Here is a 21,947-nt window from a genome sequence, read left to right as displayed (position 1 = left end):
ACTGAATTTATTTTTGCAAATCCTCTGCACCTTTTGCGATTAAGTCAAAAAGCTCCTCAATATCTGAAGCCTCTACACAAGAGAAGGCAATGCGGAGATCCGTTGTGTTAATTGAAATTGTTCCAACACCGTATTTATCTAATAGGTGAACGCGAAGCTCTTCTGCATTAATGTTATGAAGTTTTAGGCACATAAAGTACCCAGAGTTAAATGGATAGTATGTCCAATATTTGTTGTATTCTTCTTTAGCAAGAACTTCTTTTGTTTTATCAGCTCTGCTTTTCATAAGGGCAAATTTTTGCTCCTTCTCAACTGGGAATTCATTTGATTGCAATGATTGTAAAATAATTGTTTGTGAAGGATGAGAACCGCTTGAAATCGTTCCTCTAATGATACCTTTCGTTTTTTGCTCTAAAGCATTTAGGATTGCAGGACTATTGCTTGCATATGTTATGAACCCGACACGGAATCCCCAAACATAGTTTTCCTTTGTAGCGCCATCAACCTTAACAGCAAGAATTCTTGGATGAGCATCAGCTAAATAGCTGAAAATGGATTCTTTAATTGAATCCTCATAAAATAATCCGAAATATGCATCATCGATTAAGGCGATAATGTTTAAGCCTTCTTCTGCGGCTTCTTTAAGGACGTTCACGATTTCCTTTGCTTCTGCTTCAACTGGTGTATAGCCAGTTGGGTTATTAGGGAAGTTTAATAAAACAATGATTTTATCAGCCGTTTTTTGCGCTTGAATTGCTTCCTTCAAACCAGCAACATTAAAGCCATTTGAGCTGTTGAAAAGAGGGTATGTGACAGTTGTCGCTCCACGACGGGTTTTAAACGTAATGTTGTAGTTTCCCCAATATTTGTCTGGTAGGATAACGGGAGTACCTTCGTCCGCAAATAAGTCAGCAACAATGCTAAGTCCATGAGTAAGCGCGTTTGTAACGACAGGTGTTCCAATTAATTCTTCCTTCAGGCTTGGGTTATCTTCAAGGATTTTTTTCTTCCACACATTGCGAAGCTCCTCTTTACCTTGAGGTGGAGCGTATGGGAATAAATCCTTTGGTGAGATTTCTTCACCGAACATATTTTGAATATGCTGAAAATGCATCGGCTGGTTATTCTCCGTAGCTATTCCGATCGTTGCGTTAAAACGATGTGCCTTTTTACCAGCTTCTGCTGATTGACTTAAGATTCCTTTTGGGTAAAACATTTCCTTTCCTAGCTGGGACAACATATCATAGACGTATTCGTTGTCTGCTTGAATCGACTTGTTTAACGCTTGTGCTAATTCGTTCATGATTTCCTGTTCACCTCTATGGAATAGATAATATAGATTGAAAATTCATTATGAGATATTTTAACATACTAAAGATATATCTCACAGAGTTATCAACAAATTTATTTTTCTTACATAAGTGAATTATGATGAGGCTTACCCTAATAGAACATTCACGTTATACTAGTGTAGAAGGAACGACTAATTATAAATACAAAGGCTATATCTAATCTTCCGTTCTGCTTCCACTCTAGACGTTCGCTTCAATTTATACGATTAAATATAGTAAAAGTTTTGAAGAAGTGAGGAAAAATGATGCACATTGTAGCTATATTACTTGGAATTATTATCTTTCTTAATATTGCGTTTGCTATTATTGTCATTTTTAGAGAGAGAAAAGATGCGACTGCTTCATGGGCTTGGTTACTTGTCCTCTTTTTTATTCCGTTGTTAGGGTTTTTACTTTACCTTCTATTTGGGCAAAATCTGAGCCGCTATCATTTATTTCAATGGGAGGACCGCAAAAAGCTTGGGATTGAAACCTTGCTGAACAGGCAGGTCGAACAAATTCGCAATGATACATTTGAATATCAAAATGATACGGAAAGAGCATATAAACAGCTCATTTATATGCATTTAATTAATAATGATGCAGTGTTAACAAAGCATAATTTAATTGATATTTTTACAGACGGCAAAGATAAATTTGAGCAATTAATGACTGATATTGAAAACGCACAAGACCATATTCATTTACAATATTATATTTTACATAATGACGAGCTAGGGAAGCGGCTTATTGAGCTATTAACGAAAAAGGCAAGGCAAGGAGTAAAGGTCAGAGTTTTATATGATGATCTTGGTTCAAGAGGGTTAAGAAAATCGTTTTTCGCAGAATTATTAGCTGCAGAAGGGGAGGTTGAACGATTTTTCCCGTCTAAACTAAGATGGATCAATTTACGGCTCAATTATCGTAACCATCGTAAGCTCGTTATTATTGATGGACAGATTGGCTATGTCGGCGGATTTAATGTTGGGGATGAATATCTAGGACTTGATCCGAAATTCGGCTACTGGCGTGATACACATCTTCGTATTCAAGGTCCAGCCGTATTTGCGATTCAAACGCGCTTTATCCTTGACTGGAACCAGGCGACAAATAAAAAGAAGGTGCCTTATATCCCAAACCATTTTCCGAATCAACGTGTTACCGGAAACAGCAGCCTACAAATTGTTACTAGTGGGCCTGATTCAGATTGGGAACAGATTAAAAATGGCTATATTAAAATGATTTCAACTGCTAAAAAAACAATCTGTATTCAAACACCGTACTTTATTCCTGATGCGAGTTTACTTGATGCTTTAAAAATTGCTTGCTTATCCGGGGTGGATGTCAAAATTATGATTCCAAACAAACCGGATCATCCGTTTGTTTATTGGGCAACGATGTCATATATAGGGGAAATGCTAAACTCTGGTGCTAAAGTATATATTTATGATAATGGCTTTATCCATGCAAAAACGATAATTGTTGACCATGAAATTTCATCAGTAGGAACAGCGAATATTGATATGAGAAGCTTTAAATTAAACTTTGAAGTGAATGCCTTCGTTTATGATTCGTCAATAGCGATGGAGCTTTATGAGCATTTCCTACAAGATATCGAGGTTTCAAGGGAGCTTACATTAGGAGCGTATCATCATCGTTCAAAAACGATACGCTTTAAAGAGTCTGTTTCGCGTTTATTATCACCAATTTTATAAAAATAGATGAGAGTATGTTAGCCTGTATGACCTACTCTCATTTTTTAGGCTCTATTATTCATAGAATGGGCATTTTTATTAAGGGAACCATCGGATGATTACAGATGGCTTCTTACATCTTTTCGCTATTCGAGAGAGACTGTTATGCCTAATCTGTTTTATCATCATTTCAACTTATCATAATTTTTTCAACTTAATTCGAGCAATTAAGTGAAAGTTACTTTATAATATATGTAAATATACGTTTTCATAAAGGTAAGCTTTTAATTATTATACATCCTGAGTTAAATGGATGTTGGATTTGATTATAACTTAAAAGTTAAACCATTATCGTGTACTGCTGGTTTAACTCATCATAAATTTGAACATAGTAAATGTCGGAGAGGTGGGTATTTTGGGAAATAACGTAACAATGCGAGATATCGCGGAAAGACTTGGTGTTAGTAGTGTCACCATTTCGAAAGCACTAAATGATAAAGAGGGCGTAAGTGAGGAGCTAAAGCAGAAAATTAAAGAAGTTGCAGAGGAAATGGGCTACCGATTTAATACTTTAGCAAAATCAATGAAAGAAGGCCAAGCTTATAATATTGGCGTTATTATACCAGAACGTTTTACAGGAGAAATCCAATCCTTTTATTTGAAATTTTATCAGCATATTGCCCGAGTCTTAGATCAGCATCAATATAGTGGAATTCTTCATATTTTAAGCTCAGAGGATGAAGAAAATAAAGTTCTTCCACGAATCTATTATGATAAAAAGGTTGATGGATTGTTAATATTAGGACAAATAAGCAATGAATATATCCATCTGCTAAATGGAATTGAAATACCGATCGTCTATATTGATTTTTATAATGAGGATGCCGAAGCCGATACGGTGATTACAGATAATTTCTATGGTGTCTATGAAATGACAAACTACCTTATCAAAAACGGTCATAAAGATATTGGCTTCGTAGGGAACATTTACTCAACAAGCAGTATTCAAGACCGCTTTTTAGGCTTCTATAAATCATTGCTAGAGCATAAGCTGCCTTTACAACAACAGTTTATTATTAATGACCGTGATGAACGGGGAAAGTATATTGATATTGAGCTTCCTGAAAAGCTTCCTACAGCATTTGTATGTAACTGTGATCAAGTTGCATACAATTTAATTAATAAGCTAGATTCATTAGGTTATCGAGTACCTGAGGATTGCTCAGTCGTAGGCTTTGATAATGATATATATGCACAAATTGCGGAACCTAAGCTAACAACAGTAGAGGTTGATATTGAAGAAATGTCTCGAACAGCTGTTAATTTAATTATTTCAAAATTAAAAACGAAAAAGAAAAAATGGGAACAAATATCTGTAAAAGGAAAGCTTGTATTCCGTGACTCTGTAAAAAAAATGACGGAAGATAAACAAGCTGCAGATATGGCATAAAAAATAGTAATCTAATATAGGTTCACTTCTCCAAAATGAGCAAAGGTTCATTAGGAGGAGTGGCCTTTTTTTGACTAAAAATATTTCATTATTTTTTGCGAAAATCATTATATTGACAAGTAAGCGTTTTCATAATAGAATATTAATTACTTAAACGATTACTTAACAAAAGGGGGATATTTGATGAAACACTTATTTAAGGTGCTAGTTTTTAGTATGATGATTTTTTCTTTATTAGTAGGTTGTTCTCAAACTGATAAGAGCTCAAGTAAGGGAAATGCGAATGGAACTGATGGTCCATCAGGTGAAATCCTTGTGTTAACAAATCGCACTGATATTGTTGATACAGTATTCCAGGACTATGCAAAAAAATTTAATGAAAAATACCCAGATATAAAAGTGGAATTTGAAGCAATTACAGATTATGAAGGACAAGTGAAAATCCGTATGAATTCTACAGAATATGGAGATGTTTTACTCATACCGAATGAAGTACCAGTTCAAGAGCTAGGAAACTACTTTGAGCCGCTTGGAACAATTGATGAATTAAGTGAAAAATATTTACATGTTGATGAAGATGCTTATGAAAACAATGTTTATGGTATTCCGGTTGTTGTAAACGCTCAAGGAATTGTCTTTAATAAAAAAGTTTTTGAAGATGCGGGTATTTCAGAAATACCAACTACACCAGAAGCATTTTTAGAGGCATTAAAAAAAGTAAAAGAAGAAACAAATGCGATTCCTTATTATACAAACTATGCGGCAGGCTGGCCGTTAACTCAATGGGAGCCAAACCGTTTGTCTATCGCAGGGGTTGAAGATTATGTTAATGTTCAAATGGCAAATATGGATGACCCATTCTCAGAAGGTAAGCCACATTATATTTTATACAAATTGATGCATGATATCGCCAAAGAAGGATTAATTGAAGAGGATCCACTAACGACTGATTGGGAAAGCTCAAAGAAAATGTTAGCAAATGGTGAAATTGCAACAATGGTATTAGGTTCATGGGCGATTACACAAATTCAAGATATAGCTGAAAATCCAGATGATATTGGCTATATGCCATTCCCATATAATCATGAAGGAAAGCAATATTCAGAAAGCAGTGGAGATTACAAAATTGGGATTAATAAAAACAGTGAAAATAAGGAAGCTGCACGAGCATGGCTTGATTGGTTTATTAATGAATCCAATTATGCGCTTGACAATGGTGGAATCTCTCCAGTCATTGGTGAAGAGCTGCCAGATACGTTAGCTTCATTTGAAGAATTAGGTGTTGAATTGTTAAGAAATGCACCAGCTCAAGAAGGACAAGAAGGCTGGGTCGATGCAATTGACAACGAAGGGGAAATCGGTTTATTCCAACCAGAATTTAAACAACGTATCATTGAATCTGCTATTGGAAATACAGATGAAAGTTTTGATGATATTATGAAAGACCTAAATAATAAGTGGAAGGAAGCCCGTGCAAAAGTAACGAAATAAATCGTAGAGGTGAAAACTTTGTACAGTTTCTACTAAAAAAACAAATTATTTTTAAGCTAATAATTAAAAAAAGGGAGTGTCCAAATGAATATGGACACTCCCTTTTTTTGTCATCATGGGAATAATTAGCTTCTAGTGTTAATTAAATGTAAATTTTCCTTAAAGAATAAGAATTCAAGCCGATATTAGAAGTGTGAACTTAATCGATAAGTTATTAAGGTTTGAAAATAAAGTAACATAGAGAGAGGGGAACGAATATGAAATTGACAGTTGGCAGAAAATTAATTCTCGTTTTTGCTTCTATCATTATTATTATCCTTGGCTTAAGCGTAGTAAATATGATGAATATGAACAGTATAAAGTCGGAATCGGCAAAGGTTTCTAAGCACCAGCTTCCTTCTGTTATTTACGCTTCTGAAATGAGACATATTATGAACAGCCTCGTTACACAAGAGCTCTACTACGTCAACTCAACGAATGAGAGTAACCGTAAGGAATACGCTTTAACAATGGAAGCGTTATTATCAAGACATAAGGCTGTGACGAAAAAATATGAAGCTCTTTTATCAAATGAAGAAGAGAAAACGCTTTACGACGATGTTAAAAAAGAATGGGATGATTACCTTGCTATGCATGAAGAGATGATGGCAGAAGGACAGGCTAATAATGTTGAAAAGGCAGAGGAAATCCTCCGTAAAGCAAGCTGGAGCTTATCAAGTATTAATATTAATATGAATAAGCTTGTTGAATTAAGTGAGAAAAGTGCTAATAAGGCTAGTGAGGAAATTGACGAGCGTTATACAAGATCAAATATTTTATCGCTCGTTTTCATTGTTATTGCTATTTCCTTAGCTGTTGTTCTCGGGAATATTTTATCTAGAAATATCTCAATCCCAATCCGTAAAATGGCAGCGCAGGCAAGACAGGTTGCAAGCGGAAATCTTGTTGACGAGGAAATAACGATTCGCAATAAGGATGAAATTGGTCAGCTTGCAAAGGATTTTAATGAAATGACGAAAAGTTTACGCTCTGTCATTACAACAGTATCAGGACATTCAGTGCAGGTTGCGGCCACATCTGAACAGCTGACAGCTAGCGCAGAGCAATCAGCTAAAGCGTCTGAGCAAATTACATTTTCCATTCAAGAGGTTGCAAGTGGATCTGAATCACAAATGCATCAAGCAATCGAAGCGAATAATGCTGTCGAAGAAATTTCTAAAGGCATGAATCAAGCTGCATCGTCTATTCAGGTTGTCGCAGATATATCAACTGAAGCTACTGAGCGGGCAGCTGCAGGGGATATCGTTGTACGAGATACAGTTTCACAAATGAATGCTGTACAAGCTCAAGTTCGTCAAACAGCAAAGGTTGTTAATTCACTAGGAGAGAAATCTGCACAAATTCGTAAAATTGTTGCATTAATAACCGAGGTTGCTGATCAAACGAATTTACTTGCCTTAAACGCAGCGATCGAGGCTGCAAGAGCTGGAGAGCACGGAAGAGGCTTCGCTGTTGTTGCCGATGAGGTTCGAAAGCTTGCAGAACAATCTAGTCATGCAGCAAAAGAAATTAGTCAAATAATTATAGAAATAGGAAACGAAGCAACGAATGCGGTAGAAGCGATGCAAGCTGGATCGGAAGCTGTTGATGGCGGGATTGTAAAGGTTGAAGAAACGGGTAACGCGTTTAAAGAGATTGCTAAAAAAATTGAAGAGGTTGCCTTACATACACAGGATGTATCTGCAGTCGTTCAACAGGTCTCAGCAAGCTCTGATTCGATGGTATTATTAATAAATGGGGTCGCTGCATTATCTGAGCAAGCAGCTGGAAACACGCAAAATGTTGCAGCAGCTTCCGAGGAACAAAACGCATCGATGGATGAAATTACAAAATCAGCAATGGAGCTTAGTCATATGGCAAATGAGCTTCAGAGCATCGTAAGCAAATTTAATGTGTCATCTAAAGAAGAAAATAGTAGACAACAAGAGAGAAAAATACAAAAAACTAAGAAAAAGTTAAAGCTATTTTATAAATAAACAATTAAGTAGACGATTTTTTGGAAACTATAAGAGAATTTTATATAATAAGGATATCTATATATGAGACTTTCCTTTGATTAACGTGATAGACCTCCACATTTCATTGGAGGTCTATCATGGGTATACGGGATAAATAGGATGGGGGATTAACTTGCTTGTTACTGAGCGTCATCGATTAATTTTAGATTTATTAAATGAAAAGGAACATGTGAAAATTCAAGAGCTAGTTGAATTAACAAATACGTCTGAATCTACATTGAGGAGAGATTTGGATCAGCTTGAAAAACAACATTATTTAAAACGTGTCCATGGCGGGGCATCCCTCTTGCAAAAGAAACGTCAGGAACGAAGTGTTATCGAGAAAGCAACGCAAAACCTTCAGGAAAAAAAGCAAATTGCAAAATATGCTGCTGAGCTTATCCATGATGAGGAATGCATTTATTTAGATGCAGGTACAACCACCTTTCAAATGATCCCTTTTTTAAAGCAAAAGAACCTTGTTGTTGTGACAAATGGTGTTGACCATTTAGAAGCTTTACTAGATAAAGATATTACAACCTATTTAATCGGCGGCTATGTTAAAAAAGTAACAAAAGCCTTAATTGGGCGAAATGCATTTGAAAGCATTCAAAATTATCGCTTTGATAAATGCTTTATTGGGGCAAATGCGATACATCCTGAATTAGGATATACAACACCTGATCCTGAAGAGGCACATATAAAAGAAAAAGCAATTTCTCTTTCACGAGAAGCCTATGTGCTAGCAGATCATACAAAGCTTGGTGAAGTATCATTTGCTAAGTTTGCTGATTTAAACAAAGCAAAAATTATCACAAGTGTTGATGAAACAATACGGTTGAACCGATATACAGAAAAAACTAAGCTTTATCTTGCGAAATAATCATCAGATTGAAAATCTCTATTAGTTACTGAGCATTGGGAGGCTAGAGAAGGCTATCTCCCTTTGCACGGATTTACCGGAACTTCCCAATATGATTTGTACTGGCATAAAAAAATCCATCTAGCATATACATGGCTACAAGAAAGAATGGGGGAAATGATATGAATGAAATCCTATTTTTAATTGTTGCTCTGTTAATACTAAGTATGATAACCGGAATGAGAATGCTTATAAACGTATGGGGAAAAAAATACCGCTATAAAAGCACGTGGGAGCTATTATATTCTGATGATGATATAGCGGCGAAAAAGCAGCGAAGGTATAGTAGATAAAAGCAGATAATTTCCTGCTTTTTTATTTTGCCTTTAACCTAAACTAATAGTAAAATTAACTGTTAGCAAATTGTTCTTTCATCAGCATTGTAGTATAGTTGAAGCACTAATTTATATAAAAGAGGTAATCGAAAATGAGCTTACAAGAGGAAATTAATAAACGTCGGACCTTTGCTATTATTTCGCATCCGGATGCAGGGAAAACGACGTTAACGGAAAAATTGCTGTACTTTGGGCAAGTAATTCGTTCAACAGGTACAGTTAAAGGGAAAAAAACTGGGAAATATGCAGCATCTGACTGGATGGAAATTGAAAAGAAGCGTGGAATTTCCGTTACATCAAGTGTTATGAGCTTCCCATATCATGACTTCCACGTCAATATTTTGGATACGCCTGGTCATGAGGACTTTAGTGAGGACACATATCGGACGTTAACAGCTGTTGATAGTGTTGTAATGATTATCGACTCCACAAAAGGGGTTGAGCCACAAACAATTAAATTATTTAAAGTATGTCGGATGAGAGGAATTCCGATTTTTACATTTATTAATAAATTAGACCGAGAAGGAAGAGAGCCATTAGAGCTTCTTTCCGAAATTGAAGAGGTTCTCGGAATTGAATCATACCCAATGAACTGGCCGATTGGAATGGGCAAACGCTTCTTAGGAATTTATGACCGATTCAAAAACCAAATTGTCCGCTTTAAGGGAGATGAGGAAGAGGAAATCATTCCTTTAAGTGAAGTATCAAAGCATGGTATCGATGAAAATCCGACTTATCAAGACACTCTAGGTGAGATTGAGCTTCTTGAAGAGGCAGGAAATGAATTTACTCGTGAACGTGTTGAGAATGGTGAATTAACGCCAGTGTTCTTTGGAAGTGCGTTAGCAAACTTCGGTGTTCAAACATTCTTTGATACATTCCTTCAATTTGCTGCACAGCCTCAGCCGCGAAAAACGAATGAAGGCTTAGTGGAACCGGAAAAGGAACAATTTTCTGGATATATTTTCAAAATTCAAGCAAATATGAACCCAGCACATCGTGATCGAATTGCTTTTTTACGTGTTTGCTCAGGTAAATTCGAACGAGGAATGAGCGTTAATCTTAGTCGGACAAACAAAACGATTAAGCTAAACCAAACGCAAGCCTTTATGGCAAAGGATCGCGATACGGTTGATGAAGCCTATCCAGGCGATATTATCGGGATTTACGACCCAAATATTTACCAAATTGGTGACACATTAATCGGTGGAAAAGCTCAGTTCCATTATGAAGAGCTGCCACAATTCCCGCCAGAATTGTTTAAACGTGTACAGGCAAAGAACGTTATGAAGTCGAAACAATTTAGAAAAGGGATTGAGCAGCTTGTTCAAGAGGGAGCAATCCAATTATTCAGACAAGAGTTAAATGACTCGCTCATTCTTGGGGCAGTTGGTCAATTACAATTTGAAGTATTTGAATATCGGATGAAGGCTGAATACAATGTAGACATTGAATTTACCCCATTAGGAGAACGAATTCCACGCTGGATTAAAAGCGAGAAATTTGAGAAGCGTTTCTTTGATTCACGTAGTATGCTCGTTCGTGACCGTTACGGCTCATATGCTGTACTCTTTGAAAATGAGTTTACATTACGTTATTTCTTAGAAAATCAAAAGGAAATCGAGCTTGTTGATCTGTTTGAAGAAAATGACTATCAAGGTGTTACAGCTCATAAATAATACGTTTGAACAATTAAAAATATAGCAATACTTATAAAGAGCTACCCATGTGGTGCTCTTTTTCTTTGTTTTTTTTCGAGTTTGACAGATTTTTATTAGTAGTTGACAAATAACTATAAAAAGTCGGTTGATTTTTCAAAAAAGTTGACAAATTTATCAGCAAACTTGACAGATTTCAAGGATGAATCAAGCTGAATACATAGATTTAACAGACTTAAATCTGAAACATGAATTTAATACGAACTAAAGTTCGTATTTTTGGTGATTTTTCTACAAAATGTGGTAAACTATTACTATTGAAACTTTCTGAATGGAGGCTTTTGTGTGGATCAATTTGAACTAGTCTCGAAATACAAGCCACAGGGTGACCAACCTACAGCAATTCAGTCATTAGTTGAAGGAATCAACGAGGGGAAACGATTCCAAACATTATTAGGTGCTACGGGAACAGGTAAAACATTTACGGTTTCCAACCTTATAAAAGAAGTAAACAAACCAACTTTGGTTATTGCACATAACAAAACATTAGCTGGACAGCTATATAGTGAGTTTAAAGAATTTTTTCCTAACAATGCCGTTGAGTATTTTGTAAGTTACTATGACTACTATCAGCCGGAAGCTTATGTTCCGCAAACAGATACGTTTATTGAAAAGGATGCTAGCATTAATGATGAAATCGATAAGCTACGTCACTCAGCAACATCAGCGTTATTTGAACGGAAGGATGTCATCATTATTGCCAGTGTATCGTGTATTTATGGTCTCGGTTCACCAGAGGAATATAAGGAGCTCGTAGTTTCATTACGCACAGGAATGGAGATTGAACGGAATCAATTATTAAGAAAAATGGTTGATGTTCAATACGAGCGCAATGACATTGATTTTCGCAGAGGAACGTTCCGTGTTCGCGGTGATGTTGTCGAGATTTTTCCTGTATCTAAAGACGAGCAATGTATTCGCGTCGAGTTTTTCGGTGATGAAATTGATCGGATTCGCGAGGTTGATGCGTTAACTGGTGAGATTTTAGGTGAGCGTGAGCATGTTGCGATATTCCCGGCATCTCACTTCGTTACACGCGAGGAAAAGATGCAAAAGGCGATTAAAAATATCGAAGCAGAGCTTGAGGAGCAATTAGCAAAAATGCGTCAAAACGGCAAGCTTCTTGAAGCGCAACGCCTTGAACAGCGGACTAATTATGATTTGGAAATGATGCGTGAAATGGGATTCTGTTCAGGAATTGAAAACTACTCAAGACATTTAACACTTCGTCCTGCAGGTTCAACTCCATATACATTGCTCGATTTCTTTCCAGAGGATTTTTTAATTGTCGTTGATGAATCCCATGTGACAATTCCACAAATTCGCGGGATGTATAATGGGGACCAGGCGCGGAAGCAAGTGTTGGTTGATCATGGTTTTCGTCTACCATCTGCCTTGGATAACCGTCCGCTTCGATTTGAAGAGTTTGAAAAGCATATAAAAAATATCGTCTTCGTATCAGCAACACCAGGCCCATATGAAATTGAGCATACACCGAAGATGATTGAGCAAATCATTCGACCTACAGGGTTGCTTGACCCAACAATAGATGTTCGACCAATTGAAGGTCAGATTGATGATTTAATTGGAGAAATACAAGCAAGAGTTGAGAAGAATGAACGTGTTCTCATTACAACGTTAACGAAAAAGATGTCTGAAGATCTGACCGATTATTTAAAAGAAATCGGGATTAAAGTTAATTATCTTCATTCAGAAATCAAAACATTAGAACGGATTGAGATTATTCGCGAGCTTCGGCTTGGAAAATATGATGTTCTTATAGGTATTAACTTGTTAAGGGAAGGACTAGACATCCCAGAGGTATCGCTAGTAGCGATTTTAGATGCAGACAAAGAGGGCTTCCTACGTTCAGAGCGCTCGTTAATTCAAACGATTGGGCGTGCTGCACGTAATGCAAACGGCCATGTCATTATGTACGCTGATAAAATAACGAACTCAATGGAATTGGCGATTAATGAAACAAAGCGTCGCCGTGAAATTCAGGAGGCCTACAATAAGAAGCATGGAATAACGCCACAAACGATTCAAAAGGAAATCCGCGAGGCGATCCGGGCAACAATGGCAGCAGAGGACCAGGAAGAATACGAAACATCTGTATCAAAAACAATTACAAAATTACCGAAAAAGGAACGCGAAAAAGTTATTTCCGATATGGAAGCAGAAATGAAGGAAGCGGCAAAGGCATTGAACTTCGAACGTGCTGCCGAGCTTCGTGATTTAATTTTAGAGCTTAAAGCGGAAGGGTGAAACGATTATGGCAATGGAACATATCGTTGTAAAGGGAGCACGTGCCCATAATTTAAAAAATGTTGATATTACAATTCCAAGAGATAAACTCGTTGTTCTAACGGGTTTATCTGGATCAGGTAAGTCCTCGCTAGCATTTGATACGATTTATGCAGAAGGACAACGTCGCTATGTAGAGTCACTTTCTGCATATGCCCGTCAATTTCTTGGACAAATGGATAAACCAGATGTCGATTCGATCGAAGGGCTATCGCCAGCGATCTCAATTGATCAAAAGACAACGAGTCGAAATCCACGTTCGACTGTTGGAACTGTTACAGAAGTATATGATTATTTACGCTTGCTCTACGCGAGAGTCGGACATCCAACATGTCCAAATCACGGGATCGAAATCTCATCACAAACAATTGAACAAATGGTTGATCGAATTTTAGAGTACCCAGAACGAACAAAAATACAAATTCTTGCCCCTGTCATCTCAGGAAGAAAGGGCGCACATGTTAAAGTGTTCGAGGATATTAAAAAGCAAGGCTACGTCCGCGTCCGGGTTGATGGAGAAATGCTCGAGCTTTCAGATGAGATTGAGTTAGAAAAAAACAAAAAACATTCGATTGAGGTTGTTATTGACCGTATTGTCGTTAAGGAGGGAATTTCTTCCCGATTAGCAGACTCGCTTGAATCAGCTCTACAGCTAGGTGAAGGTAAGGTTATCATCGATGTCATCGGTGAGGAGGAGCTGTTATTTAGTGAGCATCATGCATGTCCACAATGTGGCTTTTCGATCGGTGAGCTTGAACCAAGAATGTTTTCCTTTAATAGCCCATTCGGTGCCTGCCCTGAATGTGACGGTCTTGGAATAAAGCTAGAGGTCGATTTAGATTTAGTGATCCCTAATAAAGAGCTAACCCTTCATCAAGGTGCGATTGCTCCATGGGAACCGACTAGCTCCCAATACTATCCACAATTATTAGAAGCAGTATGTAATCATTACGGGATCGATATGGATACTCCTGTAAAGGATATTCCAAAACATTTATTGGACAAAGTTCTTTTCGGCAGTGATGGGGAAGAAATTTATTTCCGCTATGAAAATGACTTTGGACAAGTTAGAGAAAACTATATTCAATTTGAAGGCGTTATTCGGAATGTTGAGCGACGCTATAAGGAAACGACCTCTGATTATATTCGTGAACAAATGGAAAAATATATGGCTGAAAAAAACTGCCCAACATGTAAAGGGTATCGCTTAAAAAAGGAAACATTAGCTGTATTAATTGACGGAAAGCATATTGGTGAAATTACAAAGCTATCTGTCCAAGAGTCGCTAGCATTTTTCAGAGGACTTTCACTTTCTGAAAAGGAAATGCAAATTTCAAACTTGATTTTAAAAGAAATTAGTGAGAGATTAGGATTTTTAAATAATGTCGGACTCGAATATTTAACATTAAGTCGTGCAGCAGGTACATTATCTGGCGGAGAAGCACAACGGATTCGCTTAGCTACGCAAATAGGCTCTCGCTTAACAGGTGTGCTATACATATTAGATGAGCCGTCAATTGGTTTGCACCAAAGAGATAATGATCGCCTCATTGAAACGATGAAAAGTATGCGTGACATTGGAAACACATTAATCGTTGTTGAGCATGATGAGGATACAATGATTGCAGCCGACTATTTGATAGATATTGGTCCAGGTGCTGGTGTTCATGGTGGTCAGGTTATTGCAGCAGGAACACCCGAAGAAGTAATTGCAAATGAACACTCAATAACTGGGCAATATTTATCAGGGAAGAAATTTATTCCACTTCCGATTGAGCGTAGAAAGCCAGATGGCCGATTTATAGAAATAAAAGGGGCAAAGGAAAACAATTTGAAGAATGTTAGCGTAAAGCTTCCATTAGGAATGTTTATTGCTGTAACAGGAGTTTCCGGGTCTGGAAAGAGTACGCTAGTAAATGAAATTCTTCATAAATCTCTGGCACAAAAGCTTCATCGTGCAAAAGCAAAGCCTGGAGAGTTTAAAGAAATTAAAGGGATAGACCATTTAGAGAAGGTTATCGATATCGACCAATCTCCAATTGGACGGACACCACGATCAAACCCAGCAACGTACACTGGTGTATTTGATGATATTCGTGATGTATTTGCGGCAACAAATGAAGCAAAGGTACGTGGCTATAAAAAAGGCCGTTTTAGCTTTAATGTGAAGGGTGGCCGTTGTGAAGCATGTCGCGGCGATGGAATTATTAAAATCGAAATGCACTTCCTTCCAGACGTTTATGTGCCATGTGAGGTCTGTCATGGAAAACGATACAATCGGGAAACACTTGAGGTAACCTATAAAGGTAAAAATATCTCAGATATCCTTGATATGACTGTAGAAGATGCTGTCAGCTTTTTCGAAAATCACCCAAAAATCAAACGAAAGCTGCAAACGATTTTAGATGTCGGCCTAGGTTATATTACATTAGGACAGCCAGCAACAACGTTATCGGGTGGAGAAGCACAACGGGTGAAGCTTGCATCAGAATTGCACAGACGCTCGAATGGGAAAACAATGTATATCCTTGATGAGCCAACAACTGGTCTCCATGTAGACGATATTGCTCGACTATTGAAGGTTCTCCAACGACTCGTCGAAAATGGCGACACTGTCCTCGTCATCGAGCATAATTTAGATGTTATCAAAACAGCTGACTACCTCGTCGACCTTGGACCAGAAGGTGGAGACAAAGGTGGAACCATCGTTGCGGTCGGCACACCAGAAGTCATTATGAAAACTGAACAATCCTACACAGGGAAATACTTACGTCCTGTCATTGAACGTGACCGCGAACGGATGAAGAAGTTGATTAAGGAAAAAGAAGAAATTGTGCAGTAGAAGAGGAGAGCATCTATTTAGGTGCTCTTTTCTTAATGCTCAATCATAACTGTACTTTGAGCAATATATAATAAAAATTTTGGTAACATCATGCAAATGAGAGAACAAACAAATGTACTTCCTCGAAAAACGCCACTTAGTAAAAATGTCACTACTAACAACAACAATCTAATACGTTTATCCTGTTTTTAACTCTAATTTACAATAATTGTTTAAAATCCAATGAAAAACCAATTTTTATCCTATACAATATGAAAGGGAAATCAGGAAGCAAACTCAAAGTTCGTTCCAACAAGGAGGACTCGATTTGAAACATACAAAGAAACTGGTCATAGGCAGCATTAGCACAATGCTACTATTGGGAGGTTGTGTAAGCGTGGAAAATTCAAAAGAAAATACAAATTCTAATTCAACGGAAACATCTGAAAAGGACAATCAGGATGAAAGATATGTAAGTGTCCAGGACTATACAGGTGAAGGCTACATGCCACGTAATGGGGAAGAAACAGATAAAATCGCCAAAGACCACAAAGACGAAATTTCAGAAGCGGTGCAAAAGTTTTTTATCGATACTTATAGAACAGAAGTGAAGGTACATAATGTTGTAGGTTCGCAGGATGCGGCAACAGTATTTGTTGAATCAGTGGGGGTGCCTCACTTTTATACATATGCAGTTGTGCCGATTGATAAACAGAATGAAGAAGTAAAACTAGACAGGGTCTTTACGCAGGAGGGGCAAGTAGAGAATGCAATTAAGAGTGGATTATATTATCAACTATTTAAAGAGGAATTTTCCCAATTAGATTCTTACTTTAAAGAACTTCAAAATCAGGGAAAAGTAGTAGGAAGAACTATCGAATCATTGGAGAATGTAGGTGGCTTTGGATATATGACTCAGTATTATTTTATTTCTCCTATAAAGGATGAAGCGCTTGATACCTTATATGTGAAATATATCGAAAATCCAAACATTGAAATTGCTCAAATGAAAGAAATATTTGAAAAAAATACTTTTTCTCCTGAGAATTTGATAATTAGCATTCAATTATATATGAGTGAAAAGGACACCCAACCAAGTAAAGAAATTTTTGAGCAAGTATGCAAGGATTTAGAATCATTACAAAACCTTCCAAAAGGCTCATATAGCGTGACCCTTAACGATAATCGAATTGATAGTGAAACTGCCATAGGTATCAAAGATAATTCTTTAGAGTTAGTTTATCCAAATTATTTATTGAGAGAATAGGAAGGTGAAGTATGTGAGAGGAAATGAAATTAGTGAGAATGTTAATAGACAAATAGAGTATACACTAGATACTGATTTGGTAGAACTTGCTGGCTATCAAGCTTACTTATATCCTCCAAAGGATTCTGTAGTCTTTGTAAATAATAAACCATATTTAGTAGTGGATACAATTTATAATGACAATACAGGACTTGATGCATTAACTGTTGTTAATAGAACAACCAATGAATACACCATCATCTACGTCGGCACTGACGCAACAGCAGAAAATGGCAAGCAGGACCTCATCACAGACGCACAACTCCTAAGTAAACTAACACCAGACCAAATCACAGCTGCACGTGATTACTTTAATGAAATGGAAGAAAAGTTTGGGGAAATCTCTTCCATCACTGGTAATTCACTCGGAGGTGGTCTAACGAATTCAGTCGCAGTGGAACATCCAGACGTTAAAGCAGTAACGTTAAACCCTGCAATCTTGCCAGATGGTATGATCGATGAATCACAGGAATTTAATAATATTACGAACTATTTAAGTGCATACGATGTTTTGACAACGACAGAAAAATCACTAGGATTAGGTAACCGAATTCCTGGTGTTCAGTATCGTATTAATAACGGAATTCCCGAATTTGATAAGCTGTCAACGAACCATACAGGCTATTTACGTGAAGACGATGGTCGGCAGTATTATCAAGTAGGTGATGACGTTATTTACGTTGATGCAGATTCTCATGTCATCACAAGCATTTGGACAGGTGAGTCGCTTCATGGTGGGGGGAGCTCACGGAAAATTGTCATGGACAAAGGAAATCTTGATATGCTCGCAAATGCATTGTCTGAGGATGTAGCGGTGAAGATTTCCAGATCAGGGGGTTATCTAGAGAATTCCAATGGAATCGTTGAGGAAGAAAGTAATCAGTTTTATGAACGAGTTCATAAGCTTCAGGATATATTTGAGGATCTATTTGACCAATTAGCAGGCGATCGATTATTAATGGGACTTACTTCAGTTGAAAATCTCTTAATCTTAGAAATTGATTTTCTCCATACTTTGCTGAATCAAGCGGAATCAAAGTGTCTATCATTAAATGCTATTTTGAATTCTCCGCCGGTAGAATTACTTGAGCACGTCTTTAATCAAAATATAAGTGTTGAATCCATTTTTGGAACAGCGCGAAATCATTTGGATGAGTTAAAAGCGAATGTTAGTCAATTATCTAATACGCTTCAATCGATTATTTCTGAAGGAATCACAGATTTATTTGTTGGCGGGACAAACTCGTGGGCTGACGCTGTTGTTGGGGAGCTTCGTGCTCACTATGGCATTATTATGAAAAATAAGGAAACTGTACTTGAGCAAGTTACTGATTTTGCTAAGGAAGTAACGAGTACAGCAAATAAATTTGCGCAAGCTGATCAAGCGATTTCTAACGCTATAAAAAATGGTCACTCACCTGGAATAACTACATCTACTGCTCAATCATCAAAGGTGTTTACAATAGAGGAATCTCCTTATCTTCAGGAAGGAATGAAGTTTAAGGAATTGCATTTAGACATTGTATATGCCGTTTTCACACAAAAAATACACATTAAGCTATTTCCACTTTTAACAGGCGTTAAACTTATCCTATCTTTAATTGAATCAGCGCTTCAAGCTCTCATCTCGTCTGTGAAAGGGTTAACTGTTTCATTGCTACATGGAAATCTTCCAGGTAAGTTGATTAGCCTGTTTACAGATTACGACGATAAAATAAAAGGCTTTGTCAATGGTGCATTAGCTCCACTTGATGAGCTGAAATTAACAATTGAAGGGATTCATGATGGAATCGGACGTCTCATCGTTAACTTTTCGACATTGGCACATAATTTTAGACCATATGTAGATAGTGCGTTGTTTAGTCAGACGAACTATCATCATATCCATCTTTATAATTTAGCAGCAATGGCCGTCTTAGATGATATGGAATTACTGTTTAAGGATATTGTAAAGCAATTAAGATATAATAAGTCAGAATCAATTGATGTCCTCAGCGAATTGTCAGAAGGTATTTTAACCAATATGACAAAGCTTTATGACCAAGTGAATCGCTGTACTATAAATTGACATGTATATACAAAATTTATCAAATGAATTGACCTTATTAGGAATAATCTTTACAATAAAATGGAAGAAATTTTGAAGGGGTTTGAGATGGAAAGAGAATATCTCCAAATGGCATTGATTGAGCCAACAAGGATGAAGTTGTTTCAGGTTAGTAAGGATTATGGATACCGCTCAAAAGAAGCGATGCGCTTAAGCATGATTTTGGATGAATTAATTAACCTTTATAATGAAGCTCAATGTGAAGGAAAAAGAATATGTAAGGTAAAACCCACATCATAAACATTTGTGGGTTTTTTTGTTTTTAAAAATGAAACCTCCTCCTACTGTCTTTCGTATTAAAGATAAGGAGAGTGAAGGAACAATGGATAAGCAGAATAAAGTAATCGCCTCGCTAAATTATTTTAGTGTGTTTTTTGCACCATTTCTATTGCCGATCGCTATTTACTTTATTGTTGATCATACTGATGTGAAATCACATGCAAAAAAAGCATTGGTTTCGCATATTATCCCTTTTCTATCAGTAATCAGCTTGATAGGGATGATTATTTATAGTGGACTTTCATATATATCAGAAGCAGCTATGTTTTCATTAGTTATTGGTGGCTTTTTACTCATTGGTATTATTAATCTATTTGTTGTGATTTGGAATATTGTAAAAGGAATTAAGCTTTTAACAACTTTATCATGATTGTGAGGAGATCGTAATGAAGGAACAAAGACAACGAATTTTAAAATTAGTTGAAGAGGGAAAGCTATCAGCTACGGAAGCCTTAACATTAATTGAAGCATTAGAAAGTGAACATCAGGTACAGAAAGAGAAGATTTCTGCTCTATCTACAGAGGTCATTGGTGGGGAATATGAAAATAAGGAAAAGCAATTTCATGACAAGCAATCCTCATTAGGGGCTAAGCTTATGGATTGGGTTGATACTGCTGTCAAAAAGGTTAAGGATATTGATCTTGATTTAAATTTTGGAAAATCAATTGATGTCCATCATATTTATCAGCTACAACATGTTGAGTTTCACGATATAGATATCAATATTCCAAATGGTAGTATAAATATTCAACCATGGAATGAAAGTGATGTTCGTATTGAATGTGATGCAAAGCTGTATCGAGTAGAAAATAATGAACAAGCAAGAGAGCAATTTTTACGTGAAGTGGAATGTGTCGTTGAAGGGAATCGTCTTATTTTCCATACCGAGAAAAAAACGATGAAAATCAATGTTAGAATCTTTATCCCTGAGCAAACATATGAACAAATCAAAATCAAGCTGTTTAATGGGCCAATAAGAGGGGAAGATTTAAAAGTAGACAACTTGAAAGCAAAGACGGCGAATGGAGTCGTTTCATTCTCGGGTGTTAACGGGAAAAAAGGCGAATTTGAAACAGCAAATGGTCAGATTAAGCTTAGTCAATCAAACTTTGACAACGTAGAGGTTGAGTCAATAACAGGACTTATCCAATTTACTGGTTCAACTAATAAGCTTGATGCACAAAGCTTTAACGGTAATTTGCAGCTAACGTTAACAGACCCAGCATGTGAATCCATTTATGCAAAAACAACAACGGGAACGATCGATATTTATACACCAGAACAATGTAGAGTAATAGGTGAATTGCGATCAAATCTCGGCACACTTGCAGCACATGTAAAGGATGCGGAGATTATTCATGAGAAAAATGATACAATCCAGAAAGAGTTAAAGTTCCGTACAGCGGAGGAAACAACCTTATCGGTATTTGCAGACTCAAAGGTTGGTTCGATTTCAATAAAAAATACGTAAGGATGATATGACGTTGAAAAAATTATACCGGTCTCGTACAGACAGAAAACTGTCAGGTGTACTCGGTGGCTTGTCTAAAATGGTTGGCATTGATCCATCAATATTGAGAATCGCGTTTATTATTTTATTGTTTCCAACAGGATTTTTCCCGCTGATTCTCATTTACTTAGCATGTGTCTTTATTGTCCCGGAAGAATCGGATGTTAGATAGATGTTAAAAAGATGGTTAATCAGCATTCTTGTTAATGCCCTCATTTTAATTGTTGTCGCCGGCTACTTTGACTCGTTTTATTTAAGTGGAATATGGGCTGCTATTGGTGCGAGCTTTATATTATCTGTGTTAAATGTTCTCGTTAAGCGATTTCTCATTTTGTTAACCTTACCTGTTACGGTTCTAACATTAGGGTTTTTCCTCTTTATCATTAATGCAATCACATTAATGATAACAGAAGGTTTAATGGGAGATGCCTTTAATATTGATGGATTTGGTGCCGCAATTTTGGCTGCTATCGTGATGGCATTACTGAATCTAATGATCCAAAAGGCAATTATTGAGCCTTTACAAAAGGATAAATAAAGCGGGGGTTAGGCTCCCGCTTTTTCATTATGTCTAATGATGTCGAATGACAGATTATAATGAAAAGTTGACAGATTTTA

Annotated in this window: 17 protein-coding genes; 16 read left to right on the top strand and 1 reads right to left on the bottom strand. The window is 36.8% G+C overall.

The features are described 5' to 3' along the window. Nucleotides 1–7: 7 nt before the first annotated feature. Entirely contained in the window at nucleotides 8–1,303 is a 1,296-nt protein-coding gene (locus ACTJJ9_RS14880; RefSeq protein ID WP_145582043.1) for an aminotransferase class I/II-fold pyridoxal phosphate-dependent enzyme, read from the bottom strand. 294 nt (nucleotides 1,304–1,597) lie between these two features. On the opposite strand from ACTJJ9_RS14880, the gene cls reads away from it, so the two are divergent. The 16 genes from cls (at nucleotide 1,598) to ACTJJ9_RS14800 (ending at nucleotide 21,867) form a co-directional block, all read left to right on the top strand. Beyond that, the gene (gene cls, locus ACTJJ9_RS14875) at nucleotides 1,598–3,046 is read left to right on the top strand and encodes a cardiolipin synthase (RefSeq protein WP_145582045.1); all 1,449 of its coding nucleotides are present in this window, start codon (nucleotides 1,598–1,600) and stop codon (nucleotides 3,044–3,046) included. Nucleotides 3,047–3,440: 394 nt separating this feature from the next. Next, nucleotides 3,441–4,475 carry a substrate-binding domain-containing protein gene (locus ACTJJ9_RS14870; protein WP_145582047.1) on the top strand — a complete coding sequence of 345 codons (1,035 nt, stop codon included), beginning with the start codon at nucleotides 3,441–3,443 and terminating at the stop codon, nucleotides 4,473–4,475. Between the two features lie 183 nt (nucleotides 4,476–4,658). Further along, the gene (locus tag ACTJJ9_RS14865) at nucleotides 4,659–5,966 is read left to right on the top strand and encodes an extracellular solute-binding protein (protein ID WP_145582049.1); all 1,308 of its coding nucleotides are present in this window, start codon (nucleotides 4,659–4,661) and stop codon (nucleotides 5,964–5,966) included. A gap of 257 nt (nucleotides 5,967–6,223) precedes the next feature. Continuing rightward, nucleotides 6,224–8,002, top strand: a complete 1,779-nt coding sequence (locus tag ACTJJ9_RS14860; protein ID WP_145582051.1) for a methyl-accepting chemotaxis protein — start codon at nucleotides 6,224–6,226, stop codon at nucleotides 8,000–8,002. Nucleotides 8,003–8,156: 154 nt separating this feature from the next. Next, a complete protein-coding gene (locus ACTJJ9_RS14855) occupies nucleotides 8,157–8,906 on the top strand; it encodes a DeoR/GlpR family DNA-binding transcription regulator (RefSeq protein ID WP_145582053.1) in 750 nt (249 codons plus the stop codon). Between the two features lie 161 nt (nucleotides 8,907–9,067). Next, a complete protein-coding gene (locus ACTJJ9_RS14850; RefSeq protein WP_186324194.1) occupies nucleotides 9,068–9,238 on the top strand; it encodes a hypothetical protein in 171 nt (56 codons plus the stop codon). A gap of 134 nt (nucleotides 9,239–9,372) precedes the next feature. Then, nucleotides 9,373–10,959: a peptide chain release factor 3 gene (locus ACTJJ9_RS14845; protein WP_145582054.1), complete on the top strand. Its 1,587-nt coding sequence runs from the start codon at nucleotides 9,373–9,375 to the stop codon at nucleotides 10,957–10,959. Nucleotides 10,960–11,283: 324 nt separating this feature from the next. Next, the gene (gene uvrB / locus ACTJJ9_RS14840; RefSeq protein WP_145582056.1) at nucleotides 11,284–13,266 is read left to right on the top strand and encodes an excinuclease ABC subunit UvrB; all 1,983 of its coding nucleotides are present in this window, start codon (nucleotides 11,284–11,286) and stop codon (nucleotides 13,264–13,266) included. Between the two features lie 7 nt (nucleotides 13,267–13,273). After that, complete coding sequence (gene uvrA, locus ACTJJ9_RS14835) at nucleotides 13,274–16,147, top strand: excinuclease ABC subunit UvrA (protein ID WP_145582058.1); 2,874 nt, start codon at nucleotides 13,274–13,276, stop codon at nucleotides 16,145–16,147. 307 nt (nucleotides 16,148–16,454) lie between these two features. After that, complete coding sequence (locus ACTJJ9_RS14830) at nucleotides 16,455–17,393, top strand: DUF1672 family protein (protein WP_145582060.1); 939 nt, start codon at nucleotides 16,455–16,457, stop codon at nucleotides 17,391–17,393. Nucleotides 17,394–17,406: 13 nt separating this feature from the next. Continuing rightward, entirely contained in the window at nucleotides 17,407–19,500 is a 2,094-nt protein-coding gene (locus ACTJJ9_RS14825) for an SA1320 family protein (protein WP_145582062.1), read from the top strand. Nucleotides 19,501–19,587: 87 nt separating this feature from the next. Further along, nucleotides 19,588–19,779: an aspartyl-phosphate phosphatase Spo0E family protein gene (locus ACTJJ9_RS14820; protein ID WP_170944187.1), complete on the top strand. Its 192-nt coding sequence runs from the start codon at nucleotides 19,588–19,590 to the stop codon at nucleotides 19,777–19,779. Nucleotides 19,780–19,861: 82 nt separating this feature from the next. After that, nucleotides 19,862–20,188, top strand: coding sequence for a DUF4870 domain-containing protein (locus tag ACTJJ9_RS14815; protein WP_145582064.1), 327 nt, complete (start codon nucleotides 19,862–19,864; stop codon nucleotides 20,186–20,188). Between the two features lie 16 nt (nucleotides 20,189–20,204). After that, a complete protein-coding gene (locus ACTJJ9_RS14810; RefSeq protein ID WP_145582066.1) occupies nucleotides 20,205–21,290 on the top strand; it encodes a DUF4097 family beta strand repeat-containing protein in 1,086 nt (361 codons plus the stop codon). Between the two features lie 13 nt (nucleotides 21,291–21,303). Next, a complete protein-coding gene (locus ACTJJ9_RS14805; protein WP_095297126.1) occupies nucleotides 21,304–21,501 on the top strand; it encodes a PspC domain-containing protein in 198 nt (65 codons plus the stop codon). Next, nucleotides 21,502–21,867 carry a phage holin family protein gene (locus ACTJJ9_RS14800; RefSeq protein ID WP_145582068.1) on the top strand — a complete coding sequence of 122 codons (366 nt, stop codon included), beginning with the start codon at nucleotides 21,502–21,504 and terminating at the stop codon, nucleotides 21,865–21,867. The last annotated feature ends 80 nt before the right edge of the window (nucleotides 21,868–21,947 follow it).

This window comes from Metabacillus sp. 22489 (genome assembly GCF_052044855.1).
Taxonomy (GTDB): domain Bacteria; phylum Bacillota; class Bacilli; order Bacillales; family Bacillaceae; genus Metabacillus; species Metabacillus niabensis.
This window is presented reverse-complemented; position numbering and strand designations above follow the sequence as displayed.